Consider the following 12,260-nt stretch of genomic DNA (forward strand, 5'->3'; position numbering starts at 1 on the left):
TTTCGCCACTCCTTCTTAAGCGTTGCTCTGAGTGTTTTCGCCGTCGCGGGTTGCGGTGCGATAGGAAACGAATGGGCTAGTGGAAGTAGCGTAAGGAGCTTGACCAATGTGCTCAAGTGCCTGAGCGTTGGTTGCGTCTGGGTTGGAGTCGCGGAAGCTGATGTACTCAGCGAAGGAATCGCGATCGACGACACGAAGCTCGAAGTTCATCATTGCGTGGTAAGTACCGCACATTTCTGCACAGCGACCAACGAATGCGCCTTCCTCAGTGATCTCTTCAATCTGGAAGACACGCTGGGACTTGTTTGCCTCAGGGTGTGCGTAAGCATCTCGCTTGAAGAGGAACTCTGGAACCCAGAAGGAGTGTGCAACGTCAGCAGATGCGAGGTTGAACTCGATTGGGGTGTTCACAGGAAGAACCATCACTGGGATTTCATCAGTGGTTCCGAGGGTTTCAATTCGGTTGAGCTCAAGGTAAGAAACGTCAGACTTTGAGTTGCCGTGAATTGGGTTGTCTCCAGAAGGATCCTTCTTGGAAGCCTCGGCAGCTGCCTGACGCTCCGGGTCGCTTCCTTGGTAATCCTGTCCACCAGGTGCCAGTGAGCCATCAATTTCGGAGTATCCGAACTTCCAGTTCCACTGGTAAGCGGTGACGTCCACGGTAACCTCTGGGTTCTTATCCAGAGCGGTGACCTTGTCCTGAGTTTGAACGGTGAAGAAGAACAGCACCATAACAATGATGATCGGAACGATCGTCAGAACGAGCTCAAGTGGAACGTTGTACTGGAGCTGCTTAGGGAATTCACCCTCGCCGCGCTTTTCAGCCCTCTTTGCGCCCCAGGCAAAGATGGCGGTGAGGAATAGACCCCACATGATGATGCCGATGATCCAGGCAGCAACCCAGACCCATGACCAGAAGTTACCCATGGCCACTGCTTCAGGGGTAATGCCATCAGGCCAACCCATACGTAGGAAATCTCCAAGCACACCGCCAGGAGGGGCGACTTCACAGCCTGCGATGGCGAGGCCACCTAAGCCCAAGACACCGCCAAGCAGGGCCTTGCGCTTTAAACCACGCTTATTTTGCTGTTCCACGTGTGTTCTGCCTTCCTGTCCACACAAAAACCAAAGACCTTACGGTCATTTCTATCTTCGCAGAATAGCCTATTTGCCAGCCGATTCCATATCTTGTGTTTGGTGGAAATATCTTCGTGGGTTTCGTTTTTAGGGGCGTCAAATGTCTTTCAACTGCAACGATATGTCCGAATCCTCAGGTGGAATACCTAAAGTCTAGGCAATTGGTGTATGCCACGTCACAGACCATCAACCTTTTGATTGCCCTTGAAATTCCCCCACCCTTACCCCCTACGTTCCTACAAGGTGCATGTATTAGGAAATCAATCTGGTTTTCAGGAACCTTTGAGAATGCTGCAATAGTCAGCTGATGCACGTTGTTTGAGGGAGCTTTCGTCAATTTTGGCGTGCCCTTTTCACCTCAGATGTAACTTCGCCGTATCGTTGACACGAGATTTAACAAATGCAGCGTCTTATTTCTTCCAACAAAGTTTCTTTGCGATTTAAGGCGCCTTTTATTTCAGGAGGATTTTTCATTCATGTGCGGCCTTCTTGGCATATTGACTGCAAATGGGAACGCTGAAGCATTCGTTCCTGCACTCGAGCGGGCCTTGCCATGCATGCGCCACCGTGGTCCTGACGATGCCGGCACTTGGCATGACGCCGATGCAGCGTTTGGATTCAACCGCCTCTCCATCATTGATATTGCACACTCCCACCAACCACTGCGTTGGGGACCTACGGATGAACCCGACCGCTACGCAATGACTTTCAACGGTGAGATCTACAACTACGTTGAGCTGCGTAAAGAGCTCTCGGATTTGGGATATACCTTTAATACTTCTGGCGATGGCGAGCCAATTGTTGTCGGTTTCCACCACTGGGGCGAGTCCGTGGTCGAGCATCTCCGCGGAATGTTCGGCATTGCCATTTGGGATACAAAGGAAAAGTCGCTTTTCCTTGCGCGTGATCAGTTCGGCATCAAGCCACTGTTCTACGCAACCACCGAGCATGGCACCGTGTTCTCCTCAGAGAAGAAGACCATCTTGGAGATGGCCGAGGAGATGAATCTAGATCTGGGCCTTGATAAGCGCACCATTGAGCACTACGTGGACTTGCAGTACGTGCCCGAGCCAGATACCCTTCACGCGCAGATTTCCCGCTTGGAGTCAGGCTGCACCGCAACAGTTCGTCCGGGCGGCAAGCTGGAACAGAAGCGTTACTTCAAGCCTCAGTTCCCAGTACAGAAGGTCGTAAAGGGTAAGGAGCAGGACCTCTTCGATCGCATTGCCCAGGTGTTGGAGGATAGCGTCGAAAAGCATATGCGTGCCGACGTGACCGTAGGCTCGTTCCTTTCCGGCGGCATTGATTCAACCGCAATTGCGGCGCTTGCAAAGCGCCACAACCCTGACCTGCTCACCTTCACCACCGGTTTCGAGCGTGAAGGCTACTCGGAGGTCGATGTGGCTGCGGAGTCCGCCGCTGCGATTGGCACTGAGCACATCGTGAAGATTGTCTCGCCTGAGGAATACGCCAACGCGATTCCTAAGATCATGTGGTACTTGGATGATCCTGTAGCTGACCCATCATTGGTCCCGCTGTACTTCGTGGCAGCGGAAGCACGTAAGCACGTCAAGGTTGTGCTGTCTGGCGAGGGCGCAGATGAGCTGTTCGGTGGATACACCATTTACAAGGAGCCGCTATCGCTTGCTCCATTTGAGAAGATCCCTTCCCCACTACGTAAAGGCCTGGGAAAGCTCAGCAAGGTTCTGCCAGACGGCATGAAGGGCAAGTCCCTTCTTGAGCGTGGCTCCATGACCATGGAAGAGCGCTACTACGGCAACGCTCGCTCCTTCAATTTCGAGCAGATGCAACGCGTTATTCCATGGGCAAAGCGCGAATGGGACCACCGCGAAGTCACTGCGCCGATCTACGCACAGTCCCGCAACTTTGATCCAGTAGCCCGCATGCAACACCTGGATCTGTTCACCTGGATGCGCGGCGACATCCTGGTCAAGGCTGACAAGATCAACATGGCGAACTCCCTTGAGCTGCGAGTTCCATTCTTGGATAAAGAAGTTTTCAAGGTTGCAGAGACCATTCCTTACGATCTGAAGATTGCCAACGGTACCACCAAGTACGCGCTGCGCAGGGCACTCGAGCAGATTGTTCCGCCTCACGTTTTGCACCGCAAGAAGCTGGGCTTCCCTGTTCCCATGCGCCACTGGCTTGCCGGCGATGAGCTGTTCGGTTGGGCGCAGGACGCCATCAAGGAATCCGGTACTGAAGATATCTTCAACAAGCAGGCTGTGCTGGATATGCTGAACGAGCACCGCGATGGCGTGTCAGATCATTCCCGTCGACTGTGGACTGTTCTGTCATTTATGGTGTGGCACGGCATTTTTGTGGAAAACCGCATTGATCCACAGATTGAGGACCGCTCCTACCCAGTCGAGCTTTAAGTCTTAAAGCCTAAACCCCCTCCTTCTCAAGGAGGGGGTTTCACTATTTCCTGAGGACAAAGCAATTACGCCAGCAAACACAAAAGCTCGGCCGTAGACAATACGTCCAGGGCCGAGCCTTTATTCCTATATAACGGAATCTCTTTAGTTGAAGGAGTCACCACAAGCGCAAGAGCTGCCTGCGTTTGGGTTGTCGATGGTGAAGCCCTGCTGCTCGATGGTGTCAGCGAAGTCGATCTGAGCGCCGAGCAGGTATGGGGTGCTCATCTTGTCAACGACAAGGCGAACGCCACCGACGATGTCTTCCTTATCGCCATCAAGGGTGCGGTCGTCGAAGTAAAGCTGGTAACGAAGGCCAGAGCAGCCGCCAGGCTGAACGGCGATACGCAGAGAGAGGTCGTCGCGACCTTCCTGATCGATGAGTGCCTTAGCTTTGGACGCTGCGGACTCGGTCAAGATAACACCGGTGTTGGTTGATGGAGCGGTCATCGCTTTAGTCTCCTTAACTGTTGGCCCTTTGAATTACTTTTAGGCCGGGACATCATAGGCTTGCAGTGTACTCCCCTTTTTACGGATCTCCGGCGAGCGATGCTGGATTACGTTCATATGGGAAGCGGATGGATGTTCCCCAGCCTACTCACCGTCCACAGATGAGTAAACCCGGAAAAACCCGTATTTAGTTATTGGTTTTACCTGCGTGGGCTGAAAGTCTTCACTTTTAATCCTTACAGATGGTCGTTCTGATTCCTTTCAACGATGAAGTGTGCACCCCTATTCCCGATTTGGGAGGTTTTCCTTGTAGCCTATTGAGTGTGAAACTTCCTTGGGATAAAAATAAGAACAACGAAGGGGCTGACGCTGCAGGCCAAGACGCCAGCTCCACCCCTGAGACCGCTACGCCTGACGCTACTGAGCAGAAATTGCCAAAGGGGTACACGGCACCGAAGGGCCGTCCCACTCCGAGGCGTCGTGAAGTTGAGTTAGAGCGAGGTGTCGTTGGCGGCCAGTCTTTGGCGCCTACTGATACTTATGCGCAGCAGCGCCAGAAGCGTAAAGAATTTAAAGCTTCTATGACCAAGGAAGAATTCAAGGCATACAAGCAGAAAGAGCGCGATGCCCGAGTTAAGCGTCAGCGCGAAACCCAAGCTGCAATGGATCGCGGCGAAGATGCTTATTTGATGGATCGCGATAAGGGCGAGGTTCGCCGTTTTGCGCGTGACTGGGTGGATTCCCGCAGGTTCTTGTCTAACTTTGTGATGCCAGTGGCTATTGCTTTGCTGGTTGTCATGCTGATCGGTAACTTCAACCCATCATTCGCTGCGACTTCTTCCATGGTTGCCATGGTTTTGATGTTGGGCTTCCTGATTGAGGGCATCACCACTGGTCGTCGTGTGAACAAGGCTGCTCGCACGAGGTTCCCTGGTACCACCGAGACTGGTTTTGGTCTGGGTTACTACGCGTATTCCCGCACCATTCAGCCTCGTAAGTGGCGTACCCCTCGTGCACGCGTTGAAATTGGTGCTGAAGTCTAGCGCATGCGCACGTTAGTTCTTGGCGGGGCCAGGTCTGGTAAGTCTGCTTTTGCAGAATCACTTGTTGGATCTGGTCCCGTTTTGTATGTCGCAACGGCAAGGCATTCGGGAGATGATCCTGAATTCGCCGAGCGCATTGCGGTTCATGCGGAGCGGCGCCCAACGTCTTGGGTGTTGGACGAGAAGGGGGACGTCGATAAGCTTCTTGCCTCGCCACCGGCCATGCCGGTGCTCGTTGATGACCTGGGCACCTGGCTCACGCACGCCACCGATGCGTGCGACGGTTGGGAGGCGAGTTCGGCGCAGCTTGAGGCCAAGATGGATTTGCTTATCGACGCCATCCTCCACTTTCAGGGCGAAGATCTGGTAATTGTTTCACCTGAAGTTGGTATGGGAATCGTCCCGGAATATAAATCTGGGCGCCTTTTTCGTGATCGCATCGGCACACTTAATCAGCGTGTCGCAGCGATTTGCGAGAGGGTTGTCTTCGTGGTTGCTGGTCTGCCACTAGAGTTGAAAACGTTTTAAGAAAACAGTCGGTTTGAAGGAGTTGTTAATGGTTCCAGCAGAGCTTTTTGCGCGTGTGGAATTTCCGGATCATAAAATCCTGGCTCAGACGAAGGATTTCCATGACTCCCTCACCAAGCCACCCGGATCTTTGGGCAAGTTGGAGCAGATCGGCTGTTTCATTTCCGCATGCCAGGGCCAGATTCCGCCACGTCCACTCAACAACTCAAAGATCGTTGTTTTCGCAGGCGATCACGGCGTTGCAACTAAAGGCGTGTCCGCGTACCCATCCTCAGTAAGCCTGCAGATGGCTGAAAACATTACAAACGGTGGCGCCGCCATCAACGTGATTGCACGCACCACCGGCACGTCCGTCCGACTTATTGATACCTCCCTCGACCACGAAGCATGGGGCGACGAGCGCGTATCTAGGTCCTGCGGATCCATTGATGTTGAAGACGCCATGACCCAAGAACAGGTCGAACGCGCGCTGGAGATCGGTAAGCGCATTGCGGATCAAGAAGTGGACGCAGGCGCCGACATTTTAATCCCCGGCGATTTAGGAATTGGCAACACCACCACCGCTGCTGCCCTCGTTGGAACGTTCACCCTCGCAGAGCCTGTTGTTGTCGTAGGCCGCGGCACCGGAATCGACGATGAAGCCTGGAAACTCAAAGTCTCCGCGATCCGCGACGCCATGTTCCGCGTCCGCGACCTGCGCCAAGACCCCATCGCCATCGCCCGGAAAATCTCTTCCCCAGACCTTGCAGCCATGGCAGCATTCATTGCCCAAGCAGCAGTTCGACGCACCCCCGTGCTTCTCGACGGCGTTGTAGTCACCGCCGCAGCCCTCTTGGCCAACAAACTTGCCCCAGGTGCCAGGCGTTGGTTCATCGCAGGACACCGTTCCACCGAACCAGCGCATTCCGTAGCTCTAAACGCACTGGCCCTTGATCCCATCCTGGAACTTGGCATGTCCCTTGGCGAAGGCTCCGGCGCAGCCACCGCACTCCCCCTGGTCAAGATTGCCGTTGACCTGATGAACGACATGTCGACATTTTCTTCCGCCGGCGTCGATGGACCCCTAAACGCCTCTTCCGAAGCGCCCGAGCAAAACACGGAGTAACTTTCTAAGCGATGTCCGGCAAAGCAGGCTTTACCCCCGAAGATCCCGAAGACTCAGACAACCGCCACGGGAACCCCCTTTTCGAAGGTATCTTTACCGCACTTAATTGGATGACCGTTCTCCCCGTCCCCGGCGCATCAGTTTTTGATCGCACCACGGGCGCCCGGGTAATGGCCTCTTTGCCCTTTGTTGGCTTCGTTTTCGGAATGTTCACCGCGATCATCATGTGGGCTATCGGCCCCATTTCAGGGGTGATCCACGTCGATGGACTTTTAGTTGCCGTTCTGATCGTCGCGTTCTGGGAACTTCTTAATCGGTTTATGCACCTCGACGGCCTCGCAGATGTCTCCGATGCACTGGGATCCTACGCAGCCCCACCACGCGCACGAGAAATCCTCGCCGATCCCCGCACCGGACTATTCGGCCTCGCCACCGCGATGCTCTCCGTCCTCGTGCAAGTCGCCGCCGTCGCATCACTTGTCGATTCAACCGTGTGGTGGATGATCTGCTTCATCCCCGTTCTCGGCCGCATCGCCGGACAAGTAACCGCACTGAAAAACCACCACGCCTTCTCCCCCACCGGCTTTGGCGCACTAGTCATCGGAACCGTGAAATTTTGGTGGATCGCGCTGTGGCTCTTGGTTACTCCTGCGTTGGCTTTTTGGTGCGCAGAATTAATTTCTCCACTTTCACCGCTGACCAGTGTTAACACTCCCTTTGTCGCTGGACCTTTCCCCGCTGCAATCAACCCCGCCTGGCTTGGAGGCTGGGTTGCGATAACCGCAGTCGTGGCATGTGTTTTCGCAGCACTTTTCAGCCGCCGCTTATCACGAAGTTTCGGTGGACTCAACGGAGACTGCATCGGCGCATGCATTCATCTCGGGGCGTCGATTTCTGCAGTGATGCTTGCTGTTGTCGCCAATGCAATGGTGTAAAGCGGTGGCGTCTTTTGGGACTAGGTGGATTTCATGACATCTCCCTGCGTCGATTTAAGCCGTGCCAGTTTGTCCCAGATGTATTCCCTTAGCTTTAGCTTTGTTGGTCGCTTAGACGCCATTCTGAGAGGCCTACTTTTACCGGTCCTCGCGTGAAAAGTGAGTTGTTTCCGAAGCAACCAAACTGGCGTGCCAAGACTTCGGAAATTCCGACTTTTCTGTCACGTGTGTCTGGTATCGCCCCCTCAAAACCGGACAGGCGTGCCAACACTTCCAACTTTTCGCCAATCTTGTCACGTGTGTCTGGTTTGGCTTGAGCCGACCATCGGAACCGACCAGGCCCCACCCAAACCGACCAACACCCACCAACTCAGACCGATATGCGCCCCGACCGCGCCCCACCTTTAAGCCGCTCAAACAACAATCCCCCTGCCCCATCACCCAATCAAGGATGCGGAACAAAAGGATATCAAAAGAGTGCGGGTTTTAGACCTGATCGCGAGGTGTAATACGCATGCGGTCAATGTTCATGTGCTTTGGAAGGCTCGCGACCCAACGCACAGACTCTGCGATGTCTTCAGCGGTGAGGTTGAGGACATCGTCATAGACTGCTTCTGCGCGTTCTTTATCTCCGCCGAAACGAACGAGGGAGAATTCTTCCGTGGCAACTCGACCTGGATCGATCTCAGACACACGAAGGGTCTGCTGGTGGGTTTCCAAGCGAAGCACACGGTTGAATGCTGCTACACCGAATTTTGCTGCGTTGTATCCAGCTCCGCCAATGTAGGGGTTTTCTCCTGCAATGGAACCAATGTTGATCACGTGACCGTCGCGTGCGATGAGGCCGTCCATGAGGGCTTTGGTGACGCGCAAAGTGCCCAGCACGTTGGTTTCGTACATCCAGGTCCAATCATCAATGTTAGCGTCATGGATGCTGTCTAGGCCTTTGGCACCGCCTGCGTTGTTGACCAACAGATCGACTTCCCCAACGGTGACTGAAAATGCGTTGACTGATTCTTGGTCAGTGACATCGAGTGCCACTGCAGTTCCGCCGATTTCCTGAGCGAGTGCTTCCAAGCGCTCGAGGCGACGTGCTGCCACAATTACTTTCCAACCGTCAGCTGCCAATGCTCGAGCTGAAGCTGCGCCAATTCCGCTTGATCCACCAGTTACGACCGCAACTTTTTGCCCATTTTCAGCCACTGCATTCTCCTTAAAGTCACCTACGTTTTGTACAGAAACCAGCATGCCACTTGGGCTGGACACGTCCTACCCCTGCTTCCACCCCCTACGTCTCATAAGAGCTTGTCAACGCAAAAACCCCGCTGCAATAAATCAGGGTTTAATGCAGCGGGGTCTTAAAACCGGTTGATTTAGCCAACCAGTGGGTAAAGCCATCCGTTTTGGTCTTCAACGTTTCCTTGCTGAATTCCGGTGAGGGTTTCACGAAGCTTCATCGTGATTTCTCCGACTTCATTGTTGTTCACTTCGAAGGTGCCGTGAGCTGATTTCACGGTGCCAACAGGGGTGATAACAGCTGCAGTACCGCAAGCAAATGCCTCGGTCATGGCGCCAGACTTTGCGTCTTCTTCCCACTCGGTGGTGGTGATCTTTCGCTCTTCTACTTCGTAGCCCAAGTCGCGTGCTACTTGTAGAAGTGACTTGCGAGTGATGCCTGGAAGTAGTGAGCCGGAAAGTTCAGGGGTGACTAGCTTGACGTGGTCGCCGTTGCGGTAGATGAACCCAAGGTTCATGCCACCCATTTCTTCGATGTACTTGTGCTCGATGGCATCCAACCATACGACCTGGTCACAGCCCTTTTCCGCAGCCTGGGACTGGGCAAGCAAAGAAGCCGCGTAGTTGCCAGCAAATTTGGCGTCACCAGTTCCGCCGGGTGCAGCGCGGACGTAATCTTCGCTCAGCCAGACGGAAACAGGCTTGATTCCACCGGTGAAGTAAGCGCCGACTGGGGATGCGATGACCAGGAACTTGTAGGCATCAGCTGGGCTGACACCCAAGCCAATTTCGGTGGAGATCATGAATGGGCGCAGGTAGAGGGAAGCTTCCCCGCCGTACTCAGGAACCCAATCCTGATCCGCGTCTACCAGCAGTTCAAGTGCTTTAATAAAGTCCTCGGTTGGCAACTGTGGCATTGCCATTCGAGCTGCTGAACGCTGCATACGCTCGGCGTTTTCATCAGGACGGAAAGTCTTGATGGTTTCGTCCGAATGGCGGTAGGCCTTAATTCCCTCAAAAATTGCCTGTCCGTAGTGGAATACGGTGGTGGCAGGATCCATAGGAATCGGCGCGTATGGCACTAATTGGGCGTTGTGCCAGCCTTCCGACTCGTTCCAGTCAATGGTCACCATGTGGTCGGTGAAGTACTTACCGAACTTCGGTGCGGCAAGAATTTCCTTCAGACGATCGGGTGACGTCGGATTTTCGGTACGGGTTACTGTGAACTCTAATGACGTCATGGATTTTAAGGTACACCTGCTACCTGACAGATACACTAGTCAGCCCCATTTTATGGGATGAATAGCCAATTTCGTCTCACGGTTTTGAGGAATGGCTAGGCTTGTTAAAAGTTAGTTTCAATTTGATGCCTCCCCCAACCAAAGCGGAGACACAACTTCAACGAAAGGACTCAGCTTTCAATGGCGAAAAATGCCTACAGCACAACAGCACCAACCAAGGTGTCCAAGGATGCCACTCTTCCAGTTCGTGGAACGGTCGCTGAACTCAAGCTCGAAAAGAAGCTGCCAAAGAAGATTGATGCCATCATCGTCGCGATTTTTGAGGGCGAAGATTCCATCGAACTCGCCGGCGGCGAAATCCTCGATTTCATCTTCAGCACCGAGCAGCAGGCCGACATCCTCACTCAGCTCGAAGCTGTCGGCGCAAAGGCCACCGCAAACAGCATCACCCGCGTCCCAGGCACCGACGTTGCGCCTGTCATTGCGGTTGGCTTGGGCAAGGCTGATTTGCTTGACGACGAGACCCTCCGCCGCGCTTCCGGCACGGCGGCCCGCTCCCTCGGTAGTTTTGAAAATGTCGCCACCACCATTGGCGATTTGGGACTTGCAGCAGCGGTTACCGGTTTCGGCCTCGGTTCTTACTCCTACGCGGGTCTCCGCAAAGAAACCGAAGAATCCAAGGACAAGACCACCACAGTCACTTTCATCAGCACCGGCAAGGACGACAAGGATGTCTTTGTGGAAGCTCAGATCATCGTGGAATCTGTCCTGCTCGCTCGCGACTTGGTGAACACCCCTTCATCACACCTGTACCCAGAGTCCTACTCAGTAATTGCATCCAACGAAGCGTCCAAGCACGGCTTGCAGACCACCATCCTGGATGAGAAGCAGCTTGCTGATCAAGGTTTCGGCGGCATCCTCGCAGTCGGTAACGGCTCCTCCCGCAAGCCTCGTCTGCTGCGCATCGATTGGAAGCCACGCAAGGCTAAGAAGTCGATCGCTTTGGTTGGCAAGGGCATCACCTTTGACACCGGCGGAATTTCCATCAAGCCTGGCGCAAGCATGGAGAACATGATCTCCGACATGGGTGGATCCGCATCCGTATTGGCCACCATTATCGCTGCAGCTCGTTTGAACCTGTCGATCAACGTCTCCGCGTTCCTACCAATGGCTGAGAACATGCCATCCGGTGACGCTTTCCGCCCCGGCGATGTCATCACTCATTTCGGTGGTATCACCTCCGAAATCTTGAACACCGACGCTGAAGGCCGCCTCATTCTGGCAGATGCCATTGCTTACGCTTCTGAAGATAAGCCTGACTACCTCATTGATGCGGCAACCCTGACTGGTGCTCAATTAGTCGCTTTAGGCCTGCGTACTTCAGGTGTCATGGGTACCGATGAGTTCCGCGACAGCGTTGCCAAGACTGGCCGCGAGGTTGGCGAGCAAGCATGGGCAATGCCTCTTCCTGAAGAGCTCGATGAGCAGGTTAAGTCCCCTGTCGCTGACCTGCGCAATGTCACCAATTCCCGTTTCGCAGGAATGTCTGCTGCGGGTCGTTACTTGCAGGAATTCGTTGGTGCCGACATCGAGTGGGCTCACGTCGATATCGCTGGCCCTGCATACAACACTGCTGGTGAATTCGGTTACACGCCAAAGCGCGCAACCGGACAACCAGTGCGCACCTTCGTTCAGGTTCTGAAGGATCTGTCGGAAAGCTAAACGCTAGTTAAAGATCAGGATTCTCGCCGCGCTCAAATTTAGCGCGGCGAGCTTTTTGTTCCTCACGCTTTCTTAAGATGCGCTCATATTCAATGCGTTCGCGCATCCTTTGGGGGTAACCGGTCTCCTCAACATCATAAACCGGAACGCCGAGCTTTTTCGCGATAACATCAATCCCTTTGGGACCGCCGATCCTTCGGCGGACAAAAACCCCATGAGCATCAACCAAAACGACAGACATCTCATTGACCAGCGTTTCCGGTTCAACGAATGCCTCAACAAATGGCTTATCCTGCACCCATTGCATCAAGAATTTTAAATCTTCCGGGCGCACAGTATCGCCCGGGCCGCGTGGTGGGCGGAGGTTAGAGCGAGGAGTTTTACGACCAAATAAATTGAACACAAGCCTATTGTAGGGGGCATTT

At 53.9% G+C, this 12,260-nt stretch carries 11 protein-coding genes; 6 read left to right on the plus strand and 5 right to left on the minus strand.

Annotated elements, in window-relative coordinates:
* Window positions 1–15: 15 nt before the first annotated feature.
* On the minus strand, window positions 16–1,095 hold the full coding sequence (gene ctaC, locus KW808_RS10920; RefSeq protein WP_499652082.1) for an aa3-type cytochrome oxidase subunit II: 1,080 nt from the start codon (window positions 1,093–1,095) through the stop codon (window positions 16–18).
* A 518-nt stretch (window positions 1,096–1,613) separates the two neighbouring features.
* Here ctaC and asnB point away from each other — a divergent pair.
* The gene (asnB, locus tag KW808_RS10925; protein WP_003859651.1) at window positions 1,614–3,536 is read left to right on the plus strand and encodes an asparagine synthase (glutamine-hydrolyzing); all 1,923 of its coding nucleotides are present in this window, start codon (window positions 1,614–1,616) and stop codon (window positions 3,534–3,536) included.
* A 144-nt stretch (window positions 3,537–3,680) separates the two neighbouring features.
* Here the strand turns inward: asnB and KW808_RS10930 are convergent, their stop codons facing one another.
* A complete protein-coding gene (locus KW808_RS10930; RefSeq protein WP_003856623.1) occupies window positions 3,681–4,025 on the minus strand; it encodes a HesB/IscA family protein in 345 nt (114 codons plus the stop codon).
* Window positions 4,026–4,348: 323 nt separating this feature from the next.
* On the opposite strand from KW808_RS10930, the gene KW808_RS10935 reads away from it, so the two are divergent.
* The 4 genes from KW808_RS10935 to KW808_RS10950 are packed head-to-tail and all read left to right on the plus strand — an operon-like array spanning window position 4,349 to window position 7,636.
* Window positions 4,349–5,068 carry a DUF3043 domain-containing protein gene (locus tag KW808_RS10935; RefSeq protein WP_186458865.1) on the plus strand — a complete coding sequence of 240 codons (720 nt, stop codon included), beginning with the start codon at window positions 4,349–4,351 and terminating at the stop codon, window positions 5,066–5,068.
* A gap of 3 nt (window positions 5,069–5,071) precedes the next feature.
* On the plus strand, window positions 5,072–5,596 hold the full coding sequence (locus KW808_RS10940; RefSeq protein WP_003859648.1) for a bifunctional adenosylcobinamide kinase/adenosylcobinamide-phosphate guanylyltransferase: 525 nt from the start codon (window positions 5,072–5,074) through the stop codon (window positions 5,594–5,596).
* Between the two features lie 28 nt (window positions 5,597–5,624).
* Complete coding sequence (gene cobT / locus KW808_RS10945; protein ID WP_003856626.1) at window positions 5,625–6,701, plus strand: nicotinate-nucleotide--dimethylbenzimidazole phosphoribosyltransferase; 1,077 nt, start codon at window positions 5,625–5,627, stop codon at window positions 6,699–6,701.
* 11 nt (window positions 6,702–6,712) lie between these two features.
* Entirely contained in the window at window positions 6,713–7,636 is a 924-nt protein-coding gene (locus KW808_RS10950) for an adenosylcobinamide-GDP ribazoletransferase (protein ID WP_003859646.1), read from the plus strand.
* Between the two features lie 486 nt (window positions 7,637–8,122).
* Here the strand turns inward: KW808_RS10950 and KW808_RS10955 are convergent, their stop codons facing one another.
* Window positions 8,123–8,884 (minus strand): SDR family NAD(P)-dependent oxidoreductase, encoded by a 762-nt coding sequence (locus KW808_RS10955; RefSeq protein WP_003856628.1) that lies wholly within the window; start codon window positions 8,882–8,884, stop codon window positions 8,123–8,125.
* A 125-nt stretch (window positions 8,885–9,009) separates the two neighbouring features.
* Window positions 9,010–10,113: a branched-chain amino acid aminotransferase gene (locus tag KW808_RS10960; protein WP_003859645.1), complete on the minus strand. Its 1,104-nt coding sequence runs from the start codon at window positions 10,111–10,113 to the stop codon at window positions 9,010–9,012.
* A gap of 219 nt (window positions 10,114–10,332) precedes the next feature.
* Between KW808_RS10960 and KW808_RS10965 the strand changes: the two genes are divergently transcribed.
* A complete protein-coding gene (locus tag KW808_RS10965) occupies window positions 10,333–11,835 on the plus strand; it encodes a leucyl aminopeptidase (RefSeq protein ID WP_034984008.1) in 1,503 nt (500 codons plus the stop codon).
* 7 nt (window positions 11,836–11,842) lie between these two features.
* Here KW808_RS10965 and KW808_RS10970 read toward each other — a convergent pair whose 3' ends face one another.
* The gene (locus KW808_RS10970; protein WP_003856631.1) at window positions 11,843–12,238 is read right to left on the minus strand and encodes a hypothetical protein; all 396 of its coding nucleotides are present in this window, start codon (window positions 12,236–12,238) and stop codon (window positions 11,843–11,845) included.
* Window positions 12,239–12,260: the final 22 nt, after the last annotated feature.

The sequence above is a fragment of the [Brevibacterium] flavum genome (assembly GCF_019317305.1).
In the GTDB taxonomy this organism is placed as follows: Bacteria; Actinomycetota; Actinomycetes; order Mycobacteriales; family Mycobacteriaceae; genus Corynebacterium; species Corynebacterium glutamicum.